23 protein-coding genes are annotated in these 23,789 nt (G+C 70.6%); 22 read left to right on the top strand and 1 reads right to left on the bottom strand.

What is annotated here, in order from left to right; all coding sequences use genetic code 11:
- The first annotated feature begins 236 nt into the window (after positions 1 to 236).
- From AC5L38_RS23800 to AC5L38_RS23700, 21 genes are all read left to right on the top strand, one after another.
- A complete protein-coding gene (locus tag AC5L38_RS23800) occupies positions 237 to 1,556 on the top strand; it encodes a sensor histidine kinase (protein WP_495245016.1) in 1,320 nt (439 codons plus the stop codon).
- 13 nt (positions 1,557 to 1,569) lie between these two features.
- Complete coding sequence (locus AC5L38_RS23795) at positions 1,570 to 2,214, top strand: response regulator transcription factor (protein WP_495245065.1); 645 nt, start codon at positions 1,570 to 1,572, stop codon at positions 2,212 to 2,214.
- A 289-nt stretch (positions 2,215 to 2,503) separates the two neighbouring features.
- Positions 2,504 to 2,722 carry a 50S ribosomal protein L31 gene (rpmE, locus tag AC5L38_RS23790; protein ID WP_495245015.1) on the top strand — a complete coding sequence of 73 codons (219 nt, stop codon included), beginning with the start codon at positions 2,504 to 2,506 and terminating at the stop codon, positions 2,720 to 2,722.
- A 101-nt stretch (positions 2,723 to 2,823) separates the two neighbouring features.
- Positions 2,824 to 3,876: a peptide chain release factor 1 gene (gene prfA, locus AC5L38_RS23785; RefSeq protein WP_362844779.1), complete on the top strand. Its 1,053-nt coding sequence runs from the start codon at positions 2,824 to 2,826 to the stop codon at positions 3,874 to 3,876.
- Between the two features lie 9 nt (positions 3,877 to 3,885).
- Entirely contained in the window at positions 3,886 to 4,740 is an 855-nt protein-coding gene (gene prmC / locus AC5L38_RS23780; RefSeq protein WP_495245014.1) for a peptide chain release factor N(5)-glutamine methyltransferase, read from the top strand.
- A gap of 10 nt (positions 4,741 to 4,750) precedes the next feature.
- Positions 4,751 to 5,416: an L-threonylcarbamoyladenylate synthase gene (locus tag AC5L38_RS23775; protein WP_389922518.1), complete on the top strand. Its 666-nt coding sequence runs from the start codon at positions 4,751 to 4,753 to the stop codon at positions 5,414 to 5,416.
- Between the two features lie 109 nt (positions 5,417 to 5,525).
- Positions 5,526 to 8,141, top strand: coding sequence for a hypothetical protein (locus AC5L38_RS23770; RefSeq protein ID WP_495245013.1), 2,616 nt, complete (start codon positions 5,526 to 5,528; stop codon positions 8,139 to 8,141).
- Between the two features lie 86 nt (positions 8,142 to 8,227).
- Positions 8,228 to 8,608: a hypothetical protein gene (locus tag AC5L38_RS23765; protein WP_389922523.1), complete on the top strand. Its 381-nt coding sequence runs from the start codon at positions 8,228 to 8,230 to the stop codon at positions 8,606 to 8,608.
- A 177-nt stretch (positions 8,609 to 8,785) separates the two neighbouring features.
- A complete protein-coding gene (gene glyA / locus AC5L38_RS23760; RefSeq protein WP_495245012.1) occupies positions 8,786 to 10,051 on the top strand; it encodes a serine hydroxymethyltransferase in 1,266 nt (421 codons plus the stop codon).
- A 57-nt stretch (positions 10,052 to 10,108) separates the two neighbouring features.
- A complete protein-coding gene (locus tag AC5L38_RS23755) occupies positions 10,109 to 11,494 on the top strand; it encodes a glycosyltransferase family 4 protein (protein ID WP_495245011.1) in 1,386 nt (461 codons plus the stop codon).
- A 152-nt stretch (positions 11,495 to 11,646) separates the two neighbouring features.
- A complete protein-coding gene (locus tag AC5L38_RS23750) occupies positions 11,647 to 12,072 on the top strand; it encodes a Cg1360 family ATP-synthase-associated protein (RefSeq protein ID WP_495245010.1) in 426 nt (141 codons plus the stop codon).
- A gap of 78 nt (positions 12,073 to 12,150) precedes the next feature.
- The gene (locus AC5L38_RS23745) at positions 12,151 to 12,366 is read left to right on the top strand and encodes an AtpZ/AtpI family protein (protein ID WP_350973492.1); all 216 of its coding nucleotides are present in this window, start codon (positions 12,151 to 12,153) and stop codon (positions 12,364 to 12,366) included.
- A 67-nt stretch (positions 12,367 to 12,433) separates the two neighbouring features.
- Positions 12,434 to 13,225, top strand: a complete 792-nt coding sequence (gene atpB, locus AC5L38_RS23740) for a F0F1 ATP synthase subunit A (RefSeq protein WP_350973494.1) — start codon at positions 12,434 to 12,436, stop codon at positions 13,223 to 13,225.
- A gap of 78 nt (positions 13,226 to 13,303) precedes the next feature.
- Positions 13,304 to 13,531 carry an ATP synthase F0 subunit C gene (gene atpE, locus AC5L38_RS23735; RefSeq protein ID WP_030906562.1) on the top strand — a complete coding sequence of 76 codons (228 nt, stop codon included), beginning with the start codon at positions 13,304 to 13,306 and terminating at the stop codon, positions 13,529 to 13,531.
- A gap of 33 nt (positions 13,532 to 13,564) precedes the next feature.
- Positions 13,565 to 14,113: a F0F1 ATP synthase subunit B gene (locus AC5L38_RS23730; RefSeq protein ID WP_350973495.1), complete on the top strand. Its 549-nt coding sequence runs from the start codon at positions 13,565 to 13,567 to the stop codon at positions 14,111 to 14,113.
- A 46-nt stretch (positions 14,114 to 14,159) separates the two neighbouring features.
- On the top strand, positions 14,160 to 14,969 hold the full coding sequence (locus AC5L38_RS23725; protein ID WP_495245009.1) for a F0F1 ATP synthase subunit delta: 810 nt from the start codon (positions 14,160 to 14,162) through the stop codon (positions 14,967 to 14,969).
- A gap of 23 nt (positions 14,970 to 14,992) precedes the next feature.
- On the top strand, positions 14,993 to 16,642 hold the full coding sequence (gene atpA, locus AC5L38_RS23720) for a F0F1 ATP synthase subunit alpha (RefSeq protein ID WP_389922542.1): 1,650 nt from the start codon (positions 14,993 to 14,995) through the stop codon (positions 16,640 to 16,642).
- 3 nt (positions 16,643 to 16,645) lie between these two features.
- Complete coding sequence (locus AC5L38_RS23715) at positions 16,646 to 17,548, top strand: F0F1 ATP synthase subunit gamma (protein ID WP_495245008.1); 903 nt, start codon at positions 16,646 to 16,648, stop codon at positions 17,546 to 17,548.
- A gap of 1 nt (position 17,549) precedes the next feature.
- Positions 17,550 to 18,977, top strand: a complete 1,428-nt coding sequence (atpD, locus tag AC5L38_RS23710; protein WP_386155494.1) for a F0F1 ATP synthase subunit beta — start codon at positions 17,550 to 17,552, stop codon at positions 18,975 to 18,977.
- 68 nt (positions 18,978 to 19,045) lie between these two features.
- Positions 19,046 to 19,453, top strand: coding sequence for a F0F1 ATP synthase subunit epsilon (locus tag AC5L38_RS23705; RefSeq protein ID WP_389922547.1), 408 nt, complete (start codon positions 19,046 to 19,048; stop codon positions 19,451 to 19,453).
- 44 nt (positions 19,454 to 19,497) lie between these two features.
- A complete protein-coding gene (locus tag AC5L38_RS23700; RefSeq protein ID WP_329090987.1) occupies positions 19,498 to 19,908 on the top strand; it encodes a DUF2550 domain-containing protein in 411 nt (136 codons plus the stop codon).
- 12 nt (positions 19,909 to 19,920) lie between these two features.
- On the opposite strand, the gene AC5L38_RS23695 is transcribed toward AC5L38_RS23700, so the two are convergent.
- Positions 19,921 to 20,511: a cob(I)yrinic acid a,c-diamide adenosyltransferase gene (locus tag AC5L38_RS23695; RefSeq protein ID WP_495245007.1), complete on the bottom strand. Its 591-nt coding sequence runs from the start codon at positions 20,509 to 20,511 to the stop codon at positions 19,921 to 19,923.
- A gap of 65 nt (positions 20,512 to 20,576) precedes the next feature.
- On the opposite strand from AC5L38_RS23695, the gene AC5L38_RS23690 reads away from it, so the two are divergent.
- Positions 20,577 to 23,744: a S41 family peptidase gene (locus tag AC5L38_RS23690; protein ID WP_495245006.1), complete on the top strand. Its 3,168-nt coding sequence runs from the start codon at positions 20,577 to 20,579 to the stop codon at positions 23,742 to 23,744.
- The last annotated feature ends 45 nt before the right edge of the window (positions 23,745 to 23,789 follow it).

Here is a 23,789-nt window from a genome sequence, read left to right as displayed (position 1 = left end):
GAGCGCCCCGGCCCCCAGGGTCGGGGCGTTCGCGTTTCCGAAGTCCCTTGTGCGACCCCGTACTTCGGGATATCCCTACTTCAGGACGCCTTTCGCCCGCGCGGCTCACGGGGTCCGCGCCCGCGGTGACCGCGGCGCGCGGACGGCACCGCGAGGAGGGCGGTACGCGAGGGGCGGACGGCGCGCTGGACGGCCGGGACACGGCGACGACGGGCCACCGAAGACGGGGGAGGCGCATGACGGCTGAGACGCTGGAAGGCACGCCCATGGTCAGGACGCCGCTCAGGCGGCGCGTGCCGCTCGGCCCGAACGGCCCCCTGGGCATACTCGTCGACCCGATGACCTGGCGGGCCGTCCCGTACCTGCTGGTGAGCATGTTCTACGGCCTGGCCTGCTTCGCGTTCCTCGCCTCGGTGATCCCGGCCTCCCTGGTGATGGTGCTCGTGTGGGTCGGGCTGCCGCTGCTCGCCCTGACCATGCTGGCCTGGCGGGGCGCCGCGATGCTGGAGCGCCGGTTCCTGCGGCTGGCCTTCGGCGTCGACATCCCCAGCCCCTACCGGCCCTCGGAGGGCGACAACCTGTTCCTGCGCTGGAAGGACATGTTCGTCGACCCCGCCACCTGGAAGGACCTGCTCTACCTCCTGCTGCTGCTGCCGATCGGGGTCGCGGAGTTCACCGTCACGGTGGTCCTGTGGATCCTCGGGCTGGCCCTGGCGGTGGTGCCGCTGCCCTTGCTGCTGGCCGGGCAGCCGATCACGCCCGTCGACGGGCTGCCGATCGACAGCGTGCCGAGGGCGCTGCTGTGCACGCTGGTGGGGTTCGGCTTCCTCCTCGCCGCCCTCTACGCGACCCGGGGGATGGCCTGGCTGCACGGCCTGCTCGGCGTCGCCCTGCTGGGGGCGAGCGAGAAGAACCGGCTCGCCGCCCGTGCCGCCCACCTGCGGGCCAGCCGGGCCCGTGGGGTGGACGCCGCCGAGGCCGAGCGGCGCCGGATCGAGCGGGACCTGCACGACGGCGCCCAGCAGCGGCTGCTGTCCGTGGCCATGGACCTGGGCCGGGCCCAGGCCAAGCTCGACTCCGACCCCGACGAGGCCAGGGAGCTCCTCGCCCAGGCGCACCGGGGCACCAAGGCCGCCATCGCCGAGTTGCGCGACCTCGCCAGGGGCATCTACCCGGCGATCCTCACCGACAGGGGGCTGAGCGCGGCCCTGTCGTCGCTCGCCGCCCGCGCGCCCGTACGGGTGGACCTGTCGGTGGAGGTCTCCTACCGGCCGCCGCCCGCGGTGGAGAGCATCGCGTACTTCATAGTGGCCGAGTGCCTGAGCAACCTGGCCAAGCACTCCGAGGCCACCGAGGCGTTCATCCGGGTCAGCCGCCAGGAGCAGCGGGTGATCGTCGAGGTCTACGACAACGGGGTCGGCGCCGCCGTGCCGCGGCCGGGCAGCGGCCTCGCCGGGCTGGCCGACCGGGCGGCGACCATCGACGGCACCCTGACCGTCGACAGCCCGCTGGGCGGTCCCACGATGATCAGGGCGGAGCTGCCCTGCGAATGGTGAGGGCGTGGGACCCATGCGGGTGGTGATCGCCGAGGACTCGGTGCTGTTGCGCGAGGGGCTGGCCAGGTTGCTGGCCGACGGGGGCATCGAGACCGTCGGGGTGGCCGGCGACGGCCCCGGGCTGGTGACGATGGTCGACGAGCACGATCCGGACCTGGCCGTCGTCGACGTGCGGATGCCGCCGACCCACACCGACGAGGGGCTGCGCGCCGCCCTGGAGGCCAGGACCCGGCGGCCGGGGCTGCCGATCCTCGTCCTGTCGCAGTACGTCGAGGAGCAGTACGCCACGGAGCTCATCGGCGGCGGCGCCGCGGCGGTCGGCTACCTGCTCAAGGAGCGGATAGCGGACGTGGCCGAGTTCCTCGACGCCGTACGCCGGGTGGCGGCCGGGGGGACGGTCATCGACCCCGAGGTGATCGGGCAGCTCCTGAGCCGCCAGCGCAAGGGTGACCCCCTGGAGTCCCTGACCGCCAGGGAGAGCGAGGTCCTGGCCCTGATGGCCGAGGGGCGCTCCAACACCGCGGTCGCCGGGCGGATGCTCGTCACCGAGGGGGCCGTGGAGAAGCACATCTCCAGCATCTTCGGCAAGCTCGGGCTGGAGCCCGCCGCCGACGATCACCGCAGGGTCCTCGCCGTGCTCGCGTACCTGGGAAGGTGAAGGCCTGGAGCCCCTGGTTTCCCCGCGGGGGTCCGGGGTTCCGGTTCCGTCACGGATATCGCGCCCGGCAGGGGGCCCTGAGCACGCCGTGGCCGTTTCCGGGACGCCCGGCCACCGGGGCGGGGAATGTCTTGTGGCCTGGGATGGTTGGAGGATCTGGCACACTGGTAGCCGAACCGTAGCGGTTCCGGTTCCCGCCCGCGCGCACCTCGGTGTGCTCAGCGCGCAAGCCCCACAGGCGAGAGACAGTGGCGACCCGGCGACCGCGTTTTGGAGAGGAAAAAGCGACATGAAGCCCGATATTCACCCGGAGTACAACGACACCCAGGTGACCTGCACCTGCGGTAACTCCTTCACCACCCGCAGCACCGCCAAGAACGGCGTGATCCACGCCGACGTGTGCTCCGCCTGCCACCCCTTCTACACGGGCAAGCAGAAGATCCTGGACACCGGCGGCCGGGTGGCGCGCTTCGAGAAGCGCTTCGGCAAGAAGCCCGCGGGCCAGTAGCTCTCATCCCGGCGCCGGCTCGGAGAACCCCCTCGCGGGGCCCGGGTCGGCGTTCGTGGTGATGAGGCAGGCTGACAAGGGCTTTCAAGGAAGGACGCACGGTGAATCTCGACGAGCTGCTCAGTGAGTACGCCGAGCTGGAACTCAAGCTCGCCGACCCCTCCGTGCACGCCGACCAGAAGCAGGCGCGCACCTTCGGCAGGCGCTACGCCGAGCTGACGCCGATCATCGTCGCCTACCGCGAGCTCGAAGGCGTCCAGTCCGACCTCGGCACGGCACGGGAGCTGGCCTCCGAGGACGAGGGGTTCGCCGAGGAGGCCAAGGAGCTGGAGGCCCGGATCCCCGAGCTGGAGGAGAAGCTCAGGCATCTGCTCGTTCCGCGTGATCCCAACGATGACAAGGACATCATCATGGAGATCAAGGCGGGCGAGGGCGGCGAGGAGTCCGCGCTGTTCGCCGGAGACCTCCTGCGGATGTACCTGCGCTACGCCGAGCGGATCGGCTGGAAGACCGAGCTGATCGACGCCACCCACTCCGACCTCGGCGGTTACAAGGACGTCACGATCGCTCTGAAGGCCAGGGGCGACGAGGGTGTCTGGTCGAGGCTCAAGTTCGAGGGCGGCGTGCACCGCGTCCAGCGGGTCCCGGTCACCGAGTCCCAGGGGCGCATCCACACCAGTGCCGCCGGGGTGCTCGTCTACCCGGAGGCCGAGGATGTCGACGTCCAGATCGACCCGAACGACCTTCGCATCGACGTCTACCGCTCCAGCGGCCCCGGCGGTCAGAGCGTCAACACCACCGACTCGGCCGTGCGGATCACGCACGTCCCGACGGGTGTCGTCGCCTCCTGCCAGAACGAGAAGAGCCAGCTCCAGAACAAGGAGTCGGCCATGCGCATCCTGCGGGCCCGCCTGCAGGCGATCGCCGAGGAGGAGGCCAACGCCGCCGCCATGGCCGAGCGCAAGTCCCAGATCCGCACGGTCGACCGCTCCGAGCGCATCCGCACCTACAACTTCCCCGAGAACCGCATCTCCGATCACCGTGTCGGTTTCAAGGCCTACAACCTCGACCAGGTGCTCGACGGAGATCTCTCGGCCGTCATCCAGTCCCTGCTCGACGCCGAGATGGCGGAGAAGCTCGCCGCCCATTCATAGAACGCGCCCATGACCTTTCTGCTGGACGAGATCGCCCTCGCCACCGCCCGGCTCGCCGAGGCAGGTGTGCCGTCGCCGCGCACCGACGCCGAGGAGATCGCCGCGTGTGTGCACGGCGTGCGCCGCAGCGAGCTGCACATGGTGAAGGACGCCGACTTCGACGCCCTGTTCTGGGAGGGCGTCGCCCGCAGGGAGTCCCGCGAGCCGCTCCAGCACATCACCGGGCGGGCCTACTTCCGCTACCTGTCCCTGGAGGTCGGGCCCGGCGTCTTCGTGCCGCGCCCCGAGACCGAGGTCGTGGCGGGCTGGGCGATCGACCGGCTGCGGGAGATGGACGTCGCCTCGCCGGTGGTCGTGGATCTCGGCACGGGCTCGGCCGCCATCGCGCTGTCGATCGCCCAGGAGGTCGCGCTGGCCACCGTGCACGCGGTCGAGGTCGACCCCGGCGCCTACACCTGGGCCAAGCGCAACATCATCGAGCACGGCCAGGGCCGCGTCCACCTGCACCCGGAGGATCTGGCCGACGCCCTCTCCGAGCTGGACGGCCAGGTCGACCTGGTGATCTCCAACCCGCCCTACATCCCGCCGGGCGCGATCCCGCGCGACCCCGAGGTGCGCGACTACGACCCGCACCGCGCGCTGTACGGATCGGGCAGCGACGGCCTCGACGAGGTCAGGGCGGTCGAGCGGACCGCCAGGCGGCTGCTCCGCCCCGGTGGTTTCGTCGCCGTGGAACACGCCGACCAGCAGGGCACCCCGGTCTATCTGATCTTCTCCGAGGACAACGGCTGGCGCGACGTGCGCAGCCGCCAGGACCTGACTCGCAGGGACCGCTTCGTCACCGCCCGGTTCGGCCAGGAATAGGATGCACGCCGTGAGCCGACGTTATGACTGTATGGATGCCGAGCAGCGAGCCACGGGCCTGATCGAGGCCGCGTCCGCCCTGCAGCGGGGGGAGCTCGTGGTGCTCCCGACCGACACCGTCTACGGTGTCGGCGCCGACGCCTTCACGCCCGCCGCGGTCACCGCCCTGCTGGGGGCCAAGGGGCGCGGCCGTGACATGCCGGTGCCCGTGCTGGTCGGGACCGTCCGGGCCGCCAACGCCCTGGTGGAGAACCTCGGCCCGTACGGCCAGGATCTCGTCGACGCCTTCTGGCCGGGCCCGCTCACGCTGATCTGCCGCGCGAACCGGTCGCTGTCGTGGGACCTGGGTGACGCCAAGGGCACCGTCGCCGTCCGGATGCCGCTGCACGCGGTCGCCCTCGACCTGCTCAAGGAGACCGGCCCGCTCGCCGTCTCCAGCGCCAACCGCTCCGGCGCCCCGGCCGCCACCACCGCCGCCGACGCGGAGAAGCAGCTCGGTGACTCGGTGTCGGTCTATCTCGACGCGGGGCCGTGCGAGAGTGACATCCCCTCGACGATCCTCGACCTGACCACCGCGGTGCCCAGGCTGCTGCGGCGCGGGGCGATCAGCGTGGAGAAGCTGCGCGGTGTGATCGGCTACGTCGCGACGGACACGGACCCGAAGGCCGACGACTGACCAGCACATCCACGGCATATGCCGTGATCCATGCCATCTGATTATCACCGTGACGCCGGGCTGTCTCCCCGGTACCTTGAAGTGGGCCGACACTTCCTGGGAGACGTCCATGGGCAAGTTCGAAGGAATGGACCCCAAGCTGGTCCGCGACCTGTTGTCCGAGGTGCAGCGGGCCGCCGAGCGGATGCGGAACGTCGAGGGCAAGGTCAGCCAGCTGATGAGCGGGGCCGGCCTGTCCTCGCAGTCGACCCACAGACCCGTCCAGATCGCCGACGCGTGCGATGTGATGGTCCGCGACGTCTCCGCCCGGGTGACGCTGCTGGAGAAGAAGGTCAGCCAGAACACGACGGCGCCCACCGCCGAGCCGAAGGCCGGGGACCCGAAACCCGAGACGGGCTCCCAGGGCGAGGGCGCGAAGCCCGAGACCGGCTCCCAGAACGGCGCGAAGCCCGAGAGCCCGAAGGCGGAGGACCTCAAACCGGCCGTCGGCGGGGACGACAAGCCCCGCGTCGGCGACCAGTCGGACGAGAGCACGCGGCGCGACGATCCCAAGGACTCCAAACCCGAGACCAAGCCTGACTCCAAGCCCGACACCCCGAAGGCCGGCGAGGCCAAGCCCGAGGCGGGTTCGAAGGGTGACGAGACCTCCCCGCGCGGCGATCGCGGCGATCGCGACGATCGGAAGGAGACGCCGAAACCCGAGGCGTCCGGAGGCGACGAACGCAAGCCGGAGACGGGTTCGAAGGCCGACGAGACCTCCCCGCGGGAGGGGGAGACGTCCAAGGAGACCGGCAAGGACACCGGCAAGGAGACGGGCAAGGACACCGGCAAGCCGACCGACACCGCGCCGCGCGAGGTTCCCAAACCCGACCCCACGCCCGAGCCCCCCAGGGCGGAGGAGCCGCGTCCCGAGCCTCCCAAGCCCGATCCCAAGCCGGAGCCGCCCAGGGCGGAGGAGCCGCGACCGGAGCCTCCCAGGCCCGACCCCACGCCCGAGCCGCCGAGGGCCGAGGAGCCGCGCCCCGAGCCTCCCGCCCCGGATCCCGTGCCGGAGGCCCCGAGGGACGATTCCGCGTCCCGGCCGGAGACCTACCCCCCGGATCCCCCGGCCCAGCCGGACGCGCCGAGGGCAGAGGAGCCGCGGCCCGAGGCGCCCGCGCCGGATCGCGTCCCGCAGGTGCCGAACGCCGAGGGCGCGCCCCCGCCGGGGACGCCGAACGCCGAGGGCGCGCCCGCTCCCGAGGCGCCCAGGCAGGATTCCGCGCCCGCGCCGGACGCCCCGAGGGCCGACGACGCGCGGCCGCAGACGCCGAGGGTCGAGGACCTGAAGCCCGCGGTTCCCGGGCCGGGGGAGAATCCGCAGGGCGGGGGCCAGCCGGTCGACACCGCGCCGCGCGAGGCGCCCGAGGCCCCGCGCACACCCGAGGCCCCGCGCACGCCCGAGGTTCCCAACCCGGACACCGGCCTCGTGCCCGAGAGGCCGCAGGGGGAATCCGCGCCCGCGCCGGAGCCGCCCAGGGTTGACGACACGCGGCCGGAGATCGTCAACGCGGACGACACGACGCCGCGCGGGCAGGACCAGACCGGCAACGTGCCCGTGAACGACTCCGACGCCAAGGGCGACACCGGTTCCAAGGGCGACGAGACGACGCCGCGCGGGGATTCCACGGGGACCGCGCCCGACGCCAAGGGCGACACGGGCTCCAAGGGCGACGAGACGACGCCGCGCGGGGATTCCACGGGCAACGCGCCCGCCGACGATCCCGACGCCAAGGGCGACGCCGGTTCCAAGGGCGACGAGCGCTCGCCCAGGGACGGGGGAGGCTCCTCCGGAGACACCGTCCACGACACTCCCCGGAAGGACCACCCCGACGACATCGACCAGACCGGCGACTCCAAGGCGAAGGTCGTGGTGGTCGACGGGGTGAAGGTGCTCCAGATCCCGCTCGACGCGCCCACGGCCGCCGAGGTCGACGAGCTGCTGAAGAACATCGAGGACATCCCGCCGCTGGAGATGCCCACGATCGACGGCGCCTCCGTCACCGCGGGGCAGCCCGGCTGGGTCGAGCCGAACGCCCCGCTCGACTCGGCCAAGCCCGCATACCCCCTCCTCGACACCGCGGGCCCGGCCACGGACCAGACCGTCCAGCCGCCGGGCACCGGTGGCGACACCACCCCGCAGTCCACCGGCACGACCTCCGGTGAGCCCGCCGCGCCCCGGCCCGCCGTCGAGACGCAGGGTGACGCCGCGCCCCGGCCCGCCGGTACGGCCTCCGGTGAGCCCGCGATCCGGATGGCGGACACGACACCGGGCGAGGCGGCCACACGGCCCGCCGGGGAGCCGGTGCCGTCCATCGGCGACGCGGTCTCCGGTGAGGCGCGGGATGCCGACGGGGCGTCCGGGCAGGCGGCGGGGGCGGCTCCCGGCGGGGTGGCCGCGCAGCCGGGCGAGGGCGGCGAGGGTTCAGCCGCCCGGTGGGCGAACGACGGCAGCGACGTCGTCACCGCCGAGGCGAGACCGCTCGACCTCGACGCGCTCAAGACGCTCGCCGACAACGCCCGCGAGATCGAACCGCTGGAGATGCCGGGCGTGAGCGTGCCCGACGGGGAGACCTGGGGCGAGGGCGCCTGGGCGCCCATGGACATCGGGCCCGACGGCCCGGCGGGCGACGTGGACCCCGGAGACCCGCTGCGGCCGATCCCGCCCCCGGGCGGCGGCCGATGATCGCCGGAACGCGGGCGCGAGGCGGCCAGGAACACGGGCAGTGAGCAGGAGGCAGGAAGCGTGTCAGCGAGGGTGAGGAGCCTGTGATGTTCGTGGATCCACCCGCACCGCAGCCGCTGCAGCCGGGGGAGACCCCGCCGGCGTCGGCCAACAACGGGCTGCCGTCTCCGGACGCCGTCACGTCGTGGGAGTTCAATCCCGACTACCAGCGGCTGGTCATGATGTGGAGGCAGGTCCTCCCCGAGCTCGACACGCTGACCGCCAGCCTCGACAAGGCCTACCAGCTGGCCAGGAGCAGGGACGTCTGGGACGCCCCCGTCTCCGGCCGCTACGTCGAGGACATGACGGAGTGGCGCACCCGCCTGAGCCTGTACCGGCAGGCGATCCTGACGTCGATCAGCGATCAGGCGGCAGACACGCCGAGGTGGGTGCCGGTCAGGGCCGGGGCCCCGCACGCGTTCTCCTGAGGCGGCCTCCCGGCGGGAGGCTCGCCGGGGTGGAAGCGGTGCCGCCGGGTGGCGAGGAGCCCGGTGAGGGGGCCTTCCCCGCGACACGCTCGCCGGGGGTGGCACGTCCCTGACGTGGGATAACGGGGGAGAGCGGGCTTACAGTGGGGGTGAGTCGTCGTCTTCGGGGTGTGAGCCATGGGCGCAGAACCGTACTACGGGCCGGATTTCGGTCTCCTGCAGCGCGAGGACCCGGAGATCGCGAGCGTGCTGCTCGACGAGCTCGACCGGCTCCGCGGGGGCGTCCAGCTGATCGCGAGCGAGAACTTCACCTCGCCCGCCGTGCTCGCCGCGCTCGGCTCGACGCTCACCAACAAGTACGCCGAGGGCTACCCCGGCAGGCGTTACTACGCGGGGTGCGAGGTCGTCGACCGGGCCGAGCGGCTCGCGATCGACCGGGCCGAGAGGCTGTTCGGCGCCGAGCACGTCAACGTGCAGCCCCACTCCGGCGCCTCGGCGAACCTGGCGGCCTACGCGGCCCTGCTCCAGCCAGGTGACACCATGCTGGCGATGGAGCTGTCGCACGGCGGCCACCTCACGCACGGCTCCAAGGTCAACTTCTCGGGGCGCTGGTTCGACGTCGTGGCGTACGGCGTGCGCAGGGACACCGAGCTGATCGACTACGACGAGGTCAGGGAGCTGGCGCTGCGGCACCAGCCCAAGATGATCATCTGTGGAGCCACCGCCTACCCTCGCGAGATCGACTTCGCCGCCTTCCGGGGGATCGCGGACGAGGTGGGGGCCTGGCTGCTCGCCGACGTCGCGCACACCGTCGGCCTGATGGCCGGGCGGGCGCTGCCCTCCGCCGTGCCGTACGCGGACGTGGTGACCTTCACGACGCACAAGGCGCTGCGCGGTCCGAGGGGCGGCGGGATCATGTGCACGCGGGAGCTGGGCCCCAGGATCGACCGGGCGGTGTTCCCGTTCGTGCAGGGCGGCCCGCTCATGCACGCGGTGGCGGCCAAGGCGGTGGCGTTCGGCGAGGCGCTGCGGCCGGAGTTCGCCGGGTACGCCCGGCGGGTGGTGGACAACGCCCGGGTGCTGGCCGACGCGCTGGCCGCCGAGGGCATGCGGCCCGTCTCCGGGGGCACCGACAGCCATCTGGCGCTGATCGACCTGCGTGACGTCGGGATCTCCGGCGCGGAGGCCGAGCAGCGGTGCCACGCGGCCGGGATCACGCTGAACCGCAACGCGATCCCGTACGACCCGGAGCCGCCGACGGTGACGTCCGGGATCAGGGTCGGCACCCCCTGCGTCACGACCCAGGGAATGGGGCCGGAGGAGATGAAGGAGGTGGCCTCGATGGTGGCGCAGGTCATCCGCAACCCTGACGCGACGGGCGAGATACGGGAGCGCGCCGCGGTGCTGACGAGGACCCACCAGATATATCCCAGCGAACTATGAGCTGTTCTGTGTCGTTTTCCGGTCACAGGTGGCCGGACTATCCGCGAAACTGGTTCCGTGCGCGAATATCTACTCATGGCGCTCGTCGCGGCCGCGGTGACGTATCTGCTGGTTCCGCTGATTCGCGTTTTCGCCGTCCGCATCGGCGCCATGCCCGAGGTCCGCGATCGTGACGTACACACCACGCCGACGCCCCGGCTCGGTGGCCTGGCGATGTACGGCGGCCTCGTCGCCGGCCTGCTGATCGCCGCCGAGCTGCCCTACGCCGGGGGCAAGCTGGCGGACGAGGGCCAGGGCAAGACCGTGATCGCGCTGATCGCCGCGGGCGGCCTGATCACGCTGACCGGCTTCCTGGACGACTGGCTGGGGATGGACGCCCTCGTCAAGCTCGCCGGGCAGATCGGCGCCGCGGGGGTGCTCGTCGCCTTCGGTGTCAGCCTGCCGTGGCTCCCGCTGCCCACCGCGCTGGGCGGGCAGACCACCCTCGACTCGACGCTGAGCCCGCTGATAACGATCCTGATCGTGGTCGTCATGATCAACGCGGTCAACTTCGTCGACGGGCTCGACGGGCTGGCCGCGGGGATCGTGGGCATCGCCGCCATGGCCACGTGGACGTACTCGGTGGCCCTGTCGAAGGACTTCGGCAACACCAGCATCAACGCGACGGCGGTCATCGCCTCGGTGCTCATCGGGATCTGCCTGGGCTTCCTGCCGCACAACTTCCACCCGGCGAAGATCTTCATGGGCGACACGGGGGCGATGCTCATCGGCCTGGTCCTCGCCTCCACGATGATCCTGGTCACCCCGCTCGACTCCGGCAGCATCAACGGCTTCCCCGTCATCCTCCCGCTCCTGGTGCCGGTCGCGATCCTGGTGCTCCCGCTGCTGGACCTGATCATGGCGGTGATCCGGCGCACGTCCAACGGCCTGTCGCCGTTCTCGCCCGACCGGGGGCATCTGCACCACCGCCTGCTGGACATCGGCCACTCGCACCGCCGCAGCGTCATGATCATGTACGCGTGGACCTTCCTGTTCGCCTTCGCGGTCGTGGCGCTGTCCATCGAGGGCGTCCCGCTCATCCTGTTCCCGCTGACCGTGCTGCTCGCCGTCGGCGTGCTGGTGATGATGGCGCTGCCCCGCTGGCGCGCCCGCCGTGACCTGGGCAGGGCCGAGGGACGCGGTGACGGGGGCGGCGACGGCCGCGTCCCGGTGGATCCCACCGGTCCCACGGGCCCCACGGGTCCCGCGGAGGGGCCCGGGCGGCACCCGTGGCCCGGCGAGCAGCAGCCCGGCCGGGGCAGGCCCCACCCTTACCCCGCCGCCGAGGCGCCGGGGCAGCGTCCGGTCGCCGCCGGCGACGACACGACGACCCGGCCGATGCGGCCCGACCTGTCACTCAGCGCTCCCCGTCAGGGTTTCTCAAACCCTGAGACGCCGCTTTGAGCGGCTTTCCCCGCCTCCTTGATCGTTCACTTGAAACGGCAGGTAAAGGCGCTCTTCGTTGAGCTTGTGATAGCTTTCACTAGCAGATGGTGAACCTGCCTAGACCTGCAAGGTAGCAATCGCTCGCTTGATAACAGTCACTTGGAGTGCCGATGCTCGCCAACGACGTGCGCCTTCTCAAGGGGGCTGCGATACCCACGGTGCTGGTGGGGCTGGTCGTGATCCTCGTCGCGGCGTTGCTGGCCGGAGCCAAGGGCGCGCTCGGTGCCGCGATCGGGACCGTGATCGTCGCCGTCTTCTTCACCCTCGGCATCGTGGCCGTCTCGTACGCGAGCCGGGTGTCGCCCATGATGATGATGACCGCCGCGGTGCTGAGCTACGCGGTGAAGATTCTCGTGATCATGGCTCTGCTCAAGGCCTTCGAGGACGCCACCGCGTTCGAGCCCAAGGCCTTCGGCTGGGCGGCCATCGCGTGCACGATCGCCTGGACGGTCGGCGAGATGCGCGGCTTCATGAAGCTCAAAATGCTCTACGTCGACCCCGATGCCCGGGTTCCAGGTCAGGGCGATCCGCGATGAGGCGTATCATCTCGCTGGCGGCTTGGGCCCTGCCCGATATGACTAGTCCTCACCGCGACTGCTATCGTCATGCCCGCGATGAGCGAAAAGAAAATCCGGCCCGAAGACGACGGCCGCGACTTCGCCAGCGCCGCCTGGTCGATCCCCAGCTATCTCCTCTCAGGGATGATCCTGTACGGCGGTGCGGGCTGGTTGCTGTCCAAGTGGACTGGCGTGGTCGCCTTCACCCCGATCGGATTGATTCTCGGGGTCGCTCTATCCGTCTACCTGGTCTACCGGAAGTACGGTCGCTAGCCTTCGGCGGCGGTCGCTTCGCTGACGAAGCAATTTCGATCAACTACCACGCTGAAGGGAACGCCGCGTGAGCACGCTGACGCTCCTCGCTCCCGGGGACGAGTTCACGCCTCCGGGACTCGAACTCTTCGACGCCGCCCCGATCATCTCCGGCGTCGCCTGGTTCACGAAGCCGGTGCTGCTGGCCCTGCTGAGCACGATCATCGTCATCGGCTTCTGCTGGTCGGCCTTCGGCAGCCCGAAGCTGGTGCCGCGGGGCGTGCAGAACATCGGTGAGATCGGCTACATGTTCGTCCGCGACCAGGTCGCCCGGCCGTTCCTCGGCAAGGACGCCGACCGGTGGATGGGCCTGCTGCTCAGCATGTTCTTCATGGTCTGGGTCTGGAACCTGATGGGCGTCATCCCCGTCGTGCAGTTCCCGGTCGCCTCGCACATCGCCTTCCCGATCGTGCTCGCCCTCAGTGTCTACATCCTGAAGATCTACCTGGGTGTCAAGCACCAGGGCGCGCTCGGCTACTTCAAGAACATGATGTTCCCTCCGGGGTTGCCCAAGCCGATCTACGTGCTGCTGGCCCCGATCGAGTTCCTGTCCAACATGATCATCGCGCCCTTCACGCACGCGGTGCGACTGTTCGCCAACATGTTCGCCGGCCACATCATCCTGGCCTTCTTCAGCCTCGTCGGCTTCTGGTTCCTCTTCGAGAAGCTCACCCCGCTGGGCGCCCCGCTCGGCGTGATCGGCGTGATCATGACGATCGCGATGACGGGCTTCGAGATGTTCATCCAGTTCCTGCAGGCGTTCCTCTTCGCGATGCTCGCCGCGATGTACATCGGCAACTCGCTCCACGCCGACCACTAGACGCACAGACCTCCCTCGAATATCCAGACCGGTGAGCCTTCACCGGCCGACCTGTAAAGGAAACACAACACCATGGCAATGGGAATCCTCGCTGAGGTCACCGGCTCCCTCGGTTCCATCGGCTACGGCCTCGCCGCCATCGGCCCCGGCATCGGCGTCGGCATCATCTTCGGTCAGGGTGTGCAGGCCATCGCCCGCCAGCCCGAGGCCTACGGCCTGATCCGCCAGAACATGCTGCTCGGCTTCGTTCTCACCGAGGCGCTGGCCCTCATCGGCCTTGTCGCGCCGTTCATGTTCGGTCAGTAAGACGCAGAAAACCTCTGACGGAAGGCTGCACAAATGATTCAGGCAGCTTCGCTCCTGGCGGCGGAGGAGGGGGCTAACCCCCTCATCCCGCACACCTACGAGCTTGTCGTCGGCGGCTTCGCCTTCTTCGTCGTCCTCTTCGTCGTCGGCAAGATCCTCACCCCGCGCATCCAGAAGACCCTGGTCGAGCGGACCGATGCGATCGAAGGCGGCATCAAGCGAGCCGAGGACGCTCAGGCCGAGGCCCAGGCGCTGCTCAAGCAGTACAAGGACCAGCTCTCCGAAGCCCGTCACGAAGCCTCACGGCTGCGTGAGGAGGCCCGCGAGCAGGGCGCGCAGATCAAGGCCGAGCTCCGCGAGGAGGCTCAGGCCGAGGCCCGCCGCCTGGTCGAGGCCGCGCACCTGCAGATCGAGGCCGACCGCCAGCAGGCGTTCGCCCAGCTCCGCACGGAGCTCGGCCGCCTGTCGATCGAGCTGGCCGGCCGCATCGTCGGCGAGTCCCTGGAAGACGAGGCGCGCCAGCGCCGTACCGTCGACAGGTTCCTCGAGGAGCTCGAGTCGAGCAACGCGGCGGTCCGCTGATGACACGGCGAACCAGGCGTGACGCGCGAGTGTCGGTGATCGGCTGATGAGGGGCCTGAGCAGGTCCTCGCTGGCCGAGGTCGAAGAGCGCTTCAACGCGGTCGCGGGAAGCGCGGACCTCGGCACGCTGGCCGACGAGCTCTTCTCGGTCGCCGCCCTGTTCGACCGCGAACACGGGCTCCGCCGCAACCTCTCCGACCCCGCCCGGCCCGCGGCCCAGAAGGCGCAGATCGTGCGGGTGCTGCTGGAGGGCAAGGTCAGCGACGCCGCGCTGGAGACGGTCGTCGCGGCCGTGTCCGCGAGGTGGGCGCGCTCGGGCGACCTGGCCGACTCCCTGGAGCGCCTCGGCGTCGTCGCGGCCTCGGCCGAGGCGGAGGCGCAGAGCAGGCTCGACGACGTCGAGGACGAGCTGTTCCGGTTCGGGCGCATCACCGCCTCGAACCTGGAGCTTCACCGGACCCTGACGGCGCCGGCCGCCCCCGAGGGGGCCAAGCGGGAGCTCCTGGGCTCCCTGCTCGCGGGGAAGGTGGCACCCACCACCCTGCGGCTGGTCACCCAGCTCGTGCTGCATCCGCGAGGACGTAGCCTGGAGGGTGGGCTCGAGGAGTTCGGCAGGCTGGTCGCCGCCCAGCGGCAGCGCCTCGTCGCGGTGGTGCGCAGCGCCGTCGCGCTCTCAGAGGAGCAGAAGCAGCGTCTCGCCACGTGGCTGCGCACCTCGTACGGCCGCGACGTTCATCTGAACGTCGAGGTGGATCCGCGGGTGCTGGGAGGGTTCTCGGTCCACATCGGGGACGACCTCATCGACACCACCATCGCGGGACGAATCGAAGAAGTCCGCCGCCGGTTGGCCGGCTAGGCGAATAGGGAGACTGAAGAGAGATGGCGGAGCTTACGATCCGGCCGGACGAGATCCGGGACGCACTTGAGCGCTTCGTCCAGGCGTACGAGCCGGAAGGTGCCGCGCGCGAGGAGATCGGGACCGTCGTCGACTGCGGCGACGGTATCGCCCATGTCTCCGGCCTTCCCTCGGCGATGGCGAACGAGCTGCTTGAGTTCGAGGACGGCACGCGTGGCCTGGCACTGAACCTGGACGTCCGGGAGATCGGTGTCGTTGTTCTGGGCGACTTCAGCAAGATCGAGGAGGGCCAGTCGGTCCGCCGGACGGGCGAGGTCCTGTCCGTGCCGGTCGGCGACGGCTTCCTCGGCCGGGTGGTCGACCCGCTGGGCGTCCCCCTGGACGGCAAGGGCCCGATCGAGTCCGAGAGCCTGCGCGCCCTCGAGCTCCAGGCCCCCTCGGTGGTCCAGCGCCAGCCGGTGAAGGAGCCGCTGCAGACCGGTCTCAAGGCGGTCGACGCCATGACGCCGATCGGCCGCGGCCAGCGTCAGCTGATCATCGGTGACCGTGGCACGGGCAAGACCGCCGTGGCCGTGGACACCATCCTCAACCAGCGGGAGAACTGGCTCTCCGGCGACCCCGACAAGCAGGTTCTCTGCGTCTACGTCGCGGTCGGCCAGAAGGGCTCCACGATCGCCCAGGTCAAGGGCCGCCTCGAGGAGGCGGGCGCGATGGAGTACACCACCATCGTCGCCGCTCCGGCGTCCGACCCGGCCGGTTACAAGTACCTCGCGCCCTACACCGGTTCGGCCATCGGCCAGCACTGGATGTACCAGGGCAAGCACGTCCTCATCGTCTTCGACGACCTGACCAAGCAGGCCGACGCCTACCGCGCCGTCTCCCTGCTGCTGCGCCGCCCGCCGGGCCGTGAGGCGTTCCCCGGCGACGTCTTCTACTTGCACTCCCGCCTCCTGGAGCGCTGCGCGAAGCTGTCCAAGGACATGGGTTCCGGCTCGATGACCGGTCTGCCGATCATCGAGACGAAGGGCAACGACGTCTCGGCGTTCATCCCCACCAACGTCATCTCCATCACCGACGGCCAGTGCTTCCTCGAGACCGACCTGTTCAACGCGGGTGTGCGTCCGGCCATCAACGTCGGTGTCTCCGTCTCCCGAGTCGGCGGCTCCGCGCAGATCAAGGCGATGAAGCAGGTCGCCGGCACGCTGCGCCTGTCGCTGTCGCAGTTCCGTGACCTGGAGGCCTTCGCCTCCTTCGCCTCCGACCTGGACGCGGCCTCCCGCGCCCAGCTGGAGCGCGGCCAGCGCCTGGTCGAGCTGCTCAAGCAGGCCCAGTACAGCCCGTTCCCGGTCGAGAAGCAGGTCGTCTCGGTGTGGGCCGGCACCACGGGCGAGCTCGACGAGGTCCCGGTCGAGGACATCCGCCGCTTCGAGACGGAGTTCCTCGACTACCTGGGCCGCGAGCACAAGGGCATCTTCGACGGCATCCGCGAGACCAAGCAGCTGCCCGACGACGCGGTGACCGCCCTCAAGGACGCGATCACCGAGTTCAAGAAGAGCTTCGAGACCTCCTCCGGTGAGTATCTGGTCAACGACGAGCCGGTCGCCGCGCTCGGCGAGGGCGAGGTCGGCCAGGAGAAGATCACGAAGCGAGTCCGCACGGCAGAGAAGAAGTAGCCGATGGGTGCCCAGCTAAGACTGCTGCGGCGGCGGATCAAGTCGGTCAAGTCCACGGCGAAGATCACCCGCGCCCAGGAGCTCATCGCCTCGTCCCGCATCGTCAAGGCACAGCAGCGGATGCAGGCCGCCGTGCCCTACGAGCGCGAGATCACCCGCGCGGTCACGGGCGTGGTCAGCAACACCTCCAGCACCGACCACCCGCTGACGGTGGCCAAGGAGCAGCCCGCCAGGGCCGCCGTCCTGATCGTCACCAGCGACAGCGGTTTCTGCGGCGGCTTCAACGCCAACATCCTGCGCGAGGCGGAGGCGCTCGGCAACCTGCTGCGGGACAGGGGCGTCGAGCCCGTGCCCTACGTGACGGGCCGCAAGGGCGTCGCCTGGCATGCCTTCCGCAACCGTGAGATGGGCGGGCAGTGGACGGGCTTCTCCCGTAAGCCCGCCTACTCCGACGCCAAGGAGGTCGCGGGCGCCCTCATCGAGGCCTTCTCGGCCGAGGACGGGGTGGACGAGATCCACATCGTCTCCACCGAGTTCGTCTCGATGCTGACGCAGGAGGTCGTGGTCAAGCGGATCCTTCCGCTGGAGGTCGAGGAGACCGCCGAGGACCCGTCCGACACGCCGCTGCCGTACTTCGAGTTCGAGCCCACCGCGGGCGAGGTCCTCGACACGCTGCTGCCGCGTTACGTGGAGTCGCGCATCTTCACCGCGCTGCTCCAGTCGGCGGCATCGGAGGAAGCCTCGCGCCGCCGGGCCATGAAGTCGGCCACCGACAACGCCAACGAGCTCATCCGCGTGTTCACCCAGCAGATGAACCAGGTCCGCCAGGCCGAGATCACCCAGGAAATCAGCGAGATCGTCGGCGGCGCGAACGCGCTGGCTGACTCCGCAGCGGGGAAAGAGTGAAATGACTGCACAGACTGTTGAGACCGGCGTGGGCCGCGTCGCGCGGGTCACCGGTCCCGTCGTCGACGTGGAGTTCCCCGTCGAGGCGATGCCCGAGATCTACAACGCCCTCAAGGTGGACGTCGAGCTGCAGGGCGAGGCCAAGGTCCTCACCCTGGAGGTCGCCCAGCACCTGGGTGACAACCTCGTCCGCGCGATCTCCATGCAGCCCACCGACGGCCTCACCCGTGGCGCCCCGGTGACCGACACCGGCGCGGCCATCTCGGTCCCCGTCGGCGACGTCGTCAAGGGCCACGTGTGGAGCACCCTCGGCGAGTCGCTGGACGTCGAGACCTCCTCGCTCCAGATCAGCGAGCGCTGGGGCATCCACCGCCCGTCGCCCGCCTTCGACACCCTCGAGTCGCGCACCGAGATGCTGACCACCGGCATCAAGGTCATCGACCTGCTCACCCCGTACGTGCAGGGCGGCAAGATCGGCCTGTTCGGCGGCGCGGGCGTGGGCAAGACCGTCCTGATCCAGGAGATGATCCGCCGGGTCGCCCGCAACTTCGGTGGCACCTCGGTGTTCGCCGGCGTCGGCGAGCGCACCCGTGAGGGCAACGACCTCTGGCTGGAGATGGAGGAGGCGAACGTCCTCAAGGACACCGCCCTCGTCTTCGGCCAGATGGACGAGCCCCCGGGCACCCGTCTGCGCGTCGCGCTCTCCGCCCTGACCATGGCGGAGTACTTCCGTGACGTCCAGAAGCAGGACGTGCTGCTGTTCATCGACAACATCTTCCGGTTCACCCAGGCCGGTTCCGAGGTGTCCACCCTGCTCGGCCGTATGCCGTCCGCGGTGGGTTACCAGCCGACCCTGGCCGACGAGATGGGTGTCCTCCAGGAGCGCATCACCTCGACCCGCGGTCACTCGATCACCTCCATGCAGGCGATCTACGTCCCCGCGGACGACATCACCGACCCGGCCCCGCACAACGCGTTCGCGCACCTCGACGCGCAGACCGTTCTCTCGCGGCCGATCTCGGAGAAGGGCATCTACCCCGCGGTGGACCCGCTCGACTCCACCTCGCGGATCCTCGACCCGCTGATCGTCGGCGAGGAGCACTACCGCGTGGCCCAGGAGACGAAGCGGATCCTGCAGAAGTACAAGGAGCTGCAGGACATCATCGCGATCCTCGGTATCGACGAGCTCTCGGAAGAGGACAAGGTCACCGTCAACCGGGCCCGTCGCATCGAGCGCTTCCTGTCGCACCCGATGTACGCCGCGGAGGCCTTCACCGGCCAGCCCGGTGAGAACGTCCCGCTGGACGAGACCATCGCCTCGTTCAAGGGCCTGTGCGCCGGCGACTACGACCACCTGCCCGAGCAGGCGTTCTTCATGGTCGGCGGCATCGACCAGGCCGTGGCCAAGGCCAAGGAACTCGCCCGCTAGTCGCCTTCGGCGCCGGTACGGTCACGCGGCCGTACCGGCGCCTGGTTCGATAAGGAACTGGAGAGAAAGTGGCGAAGCTGCGAGTAGGCGTCGTCTCCCCGGAGCGTGAGATCTGGTCCGGTGAGGCCGACATGGTGATTGCCAAGACCGTCGACGGCGAGATCGGTATCATGCCTAAGCACGCACCCGTGCTCGGCGTTCTCGTCGAGGGTGGTCTGCTGAAGATCAAGCGGGGCGACGGCGAGTCCGACCTCGTCGCCGCCGTCCACGGAGGATTCCTCTCGGTGGCCGACGACGAGGTGTCGATCCTCGCCGAGCTGGCAGAGCTGGGTTCCGAGGTCGACGTCGCCCGTGCGAAGAACGCGCTGGAGCGGGCTCAGGCCTCGGTCGAGGCCGACCAGGAAGACGCGGACGCGGCCGCCGAGGCCAAGCGTGCCCGGGCCCGGCTGCGCGCGGCCGGGGAAGAAGTCGGATAAATTCTGCTTCTTAGGCTGTACGCGCTTTTGGGGGGCGAGCAGACATGGTGGTGGATGTTCTCATCGTGCTGGGGCTGCTCGTCGCCCTCCTGGGACTCCGGGTTCTGATACTGACCCGCTCCCGGGGATCGGTGCTCTGTTGCCTGCGCTCCCTGTCGAAGGAGCGAGGCTGGCGGGTCGGTGTGGCCCGCTACGCCGACGGCCACCTCAACTGGATCCCGCTGATAGGTCTGCTTCCAAGGCCGCGCCACGTCATCGTGAGGCGCGGCCTTGTCGTTTCCGGGCGCCGCAAGGTCGGGTCCGGCGAGTTCTTCGGGTTCATCGAGGGCGTGACGGCGATCGAGTGCCGCAACGGGCAGGACGCCTTCGAGCTCGCCATGGGCTACCGGGCCCTCACCGGTTTCGTCGCCTGGCTGGAGTCGGCCCCGCCCAGCGCCTATCTCGACGTCGCCTGATCTCTCGGCTTCTCAGCGGGTGCCGCCGGGCTTCCAGAGGATCTCCTCGCCGTTCGAGGCCACCCGGCAGAGGATGAACATCAGGTCGCTCAGCCGGTTGAGGTATCTCGCGGTCAGCGGGTTGACGTCGTCGTGGGCCTCCAGCGCCGACCAGACGGTCCGCTCGGCCCGCCGGACCACGGTCCTGGCGACGTGCAGCGCGGCCACGGCCGGGGTGCCGCCGGGCAGGATGAAGCTGCGCAGCGGCTCCAGGCGCTCGTTGAACTCGTCGCAGCGGGCCTCCAGCCACTCGATGTAGGAGGGCTCGACCCGCAGCGGCGGGAACTCGGGGTTCTCCACGAGCGGGGCGCACAGGTCGGCCCCGACGTCGAACAGCTCGTTCTGGATCCGGGAGAGGACGGCGGTGACGTCCGCCTCCAGGGTCCCCGCGGCCAGGGCCACGCCGATCGCCGCGTTGGCCTCCTCGACGTCCGCGTAGGCGGCCAGGCGCGGGTCGGTCTTGCGGGTGCGGCTCATGTCGCCGAGCGCGGTCGTGCCGTCGTCCCCGGTGCGGGTGTAGATCTTCGAGAGCACCACCGGCTTGTCTCTGTCAGCTCGCGTCATGTGGCTCAGCGTATCGGCCGAAAAACTCTCCTGATTAACCCGATAGTGGACAATATGATTTGTCGATGGTTTCTGGTTTCTACCTGCGATTCCCCCACATCTCCCACGAGACGCTGACCTTCGTCGCCGACGACGACGTCTGGGCGGCTCCGGCGGACGGCGGCCGGGCGTGGCGCCTGTCCTCGGACCGGGCCCCCGCGGCCCATCCCCGTCTCTCCCCCGGCGGTACCAAGGTCGCCTGGACCAGCGTTCGCGACGGTGCCCCCGAGGTCTACCTGGCGGATCTGGAGGCCGGTTCGGCGGAGCGGCTGACCTACTGGGGAGACGCGCGGACCCGTACCCGCGGCTGGACGCCGGAGGGCGGGATTCTCGCGATCAGCGCGACCGGCCAGCCGTTCGTCTCGCGGACCTGGGCCTACGTGCTCGGTGAGGGGCGTCCCGAGCGGTTGCCGTACGGCCCGGTGAACGATCTGTCGGTCACGGGGGAGGCGGTGGCGCTGCTCACCGGGGGGCTCGCCCGCGACCCGGGGACCTGGAAGCGCTACCGGGGCGGCACGGCGGGCCGCCTGTGGCTGCGGCGGGGCGAGGGTGACTTCGGCCGGGTCCTGGCCGACCTGGACGGCCACCTCGCCAACCCGATGCTCGTCGGGGGGCGGCTCGTCTTCGTCTCCGACCACGAGGGTGTCGGCAACCTCTACTCCTGCGAGCCGGACGGCTCCGGCCTGCGCCGCCACACCGACCACGACGTCTTCTACGCCCGGCACGCCACCACCGACGGGACCCGGATCGTCTACCAGAACGCCGGGGACGTCTATCTCCTGGACGGCCTCGACGCCGAGGCCCGCAAGCTCGACATCACCCTGGGCTCCCCGCTTCGGGGGCGGCAGCCGTACCAGGTCAACGCGGGCAGGCGGCTGCACGACCTGGCCGTGGACGCGACCGGGCGGGCCAGCGCGGTGGAGGTCCAGGGGTCGGTGCACTGGGTGACCCACCGGGACGGCCCGGCGCGGCAGCTCAGCGACGGCCTGTCGGCGGGGCTGCCCCGCGTCCTCGGCGACGACCGCGTGGTGTGGGTCTTCGACGACGGCCGGACGCAGGGGCTGGAGATCGCCCCGGCGGGCGGCGGGGAGAGCCGCAGGATCGCCGCGGGCGCGCTGGGCGAGGTGGGAGACCTGGCCGTCGCGCCCGACGGGAACACGATCGCGGTGAGCGCCAGGGACGGGCGGCTGCTCCTGGCCGACGTGGCCTCCGGCGAGGTCGTGGAGCTGGCCCGGGCCGACGGGGAGATCCACGGCCTCGGCTGGTCGCCCGACTCGGCCTGGCTGGCCTGGTCGCACCCGGACGGCCCGCAGTTGCGCAGGATCAGGCTGGCCAGGGTGGCGGACCGGGTCGTGACCGACGTCACCGACGGCCGGTTCGTGGACATCTCGCCCGCGTTCGCGGGGGACTATCTGGCGTTCCTGTCGCGGCGCGGCTTCGACCCGGTCTACGACGCGCACTCCTTCGACATGTCCTTCCCCTTCGGCTACCGGCCCTACCTGGTGCCGCTGTCGGCGTCCACGCCGTCCCCGTTCGCGCCCAGCTCCGCGGGGCGGGCCGCCGACTCCGGCTCGGGCTCGGGCGACGACGACGGCAAGAAGGACGACGGCGCGATCACCGTGGACCTGGAGGGCATCGCCACCAGGGTCGTGCAGGTGCCGGTGCCCGAGGGGCGCTACTCGGACCTGCGGGCGGTCAAGGGCGGCTTCGTCTGGCTGCGGGAGCCGCTGGCCGGGGAGCTCGGCGAGGACAGGGACGAGGTGGGGGGCGAGGCGCCCCGCCCGGCGCTGGACCGCTACGACCTGGTCAAGCGCAAGTGGGAGGAAGTGGTCGACAAGCTCGACTGGTACCGGGTGAGCGGTGACGGCACCCAGCTCGTGGTCAGCGACAAGGGCACGCTCACGGTCCGTCCCGCCCTGGGCAAGCCGGGGGGCAAGAACGGCGACGACACGACCGTCGACCTGTCCAGGATCCGGATCACCGCCGACCCGGCGGCGTTGCGGCGGCACGCCTACGCCCAGCTGGGCCGCCGGATGCGCGCCGACTTCTGGGTCGAGGACATGGCCGACGTGGAGTGGGAGGCGGTGCTGGAGGAGTACCGGCCGCTGGTGGACCGGGTCGCCACCGCCGACGACTTCGCCGACCTGCTGTGGGAGGTGATGGGAGAGCTGGGCAGCTCGCACGCCTACGTCGACGCCGCCCCCTGGGGCCACGCGGCCTCCGACCCGATCGGGTTGCTCGGCGCCGACCTCTCCAGGGGCGACGACGACCGCTGGCGGGTGGACCGGGTGCTGCTCGCCGAGTCCTCCGACGTGCACGCCCGCTCGCCGCTGGCCGGGCCGGGGCCGGGCGTCCAGGCGGGCGAGGCGCTGCTCGCGGTCGACGGCCGCCCGGTGCCGCCCGAGGGGCCCGCGCGGCTGCTGGTCGGCGCCGCCGACAAGCCGGTCGAGCTCACCCTGGACGGCGGCCGGCGGGTGGTCGTCACGCCGCTGCGCGACGACCGGCGCCTGCGCTACCAGAACTGGGTGGCCGGATGCCGGGCCCGGGTCAGGGAGCTCGGCGGCGGGCGCCTCGGCTACCTGCACATCCCCGACATGGTGGCCGAGGGCTGGGCGCAGTTCCACCGCGACCTGCGCAGGGAGATGACCTTCGAGGGGCTGGTGGTGGACGTACGGGGGAACCGTGGCGGCCACACCTCCGAGCTGGTCATCGAGAAGCTGATCCGCCGGGTCATCGCCTGGGACCTGCCGAGGGGCATGACGCCGATCACCTACCCCGAGGACGCGCCGCGCGGCCCGCTGGTCGCGATCACCGACCAGAACGCCGGGTCCGACGGCGACATCGTCACCGCGGCCTTCAAGATCCACAAACTCGGGCCCGTGGTGGGCACCCGTACCTGGGGGGGCGTCATCGGCATCGAGGACGCCCACCGCCTGGTCGACGGCTCGCGCATCACCGTGCCCAAGTACTCCTTCTGGTTCGAGGAGCTGGGCTGGGGCGTGGAGAACTACGGCGTCGACCCGGACGTCGAGGTCGACATCGCCCCCGGCGACTGGGCCGAGGACAGGGACCCGCAGATCGAGGAGGCGGTACGGCTCGTGCTGGCCGCGCTGGAGGAGCGCCCGGCGGCGACCCCGCCCGACCGCGCCACCCGGCCGTCCCGCCGCCGTCCCGCGCTGCCGCCCCGCCCGTAGTTGACATTTGTCATCCGAAACGCATCAGAAATCACTGCCGTTCCG

The sequence above is a fragment of the Streptosporangium nanhuense genome (genome assembly GCF_059358815.1).
This window is presented reverse-complemented; position numbering and strand designations above follow the sequence as displayed.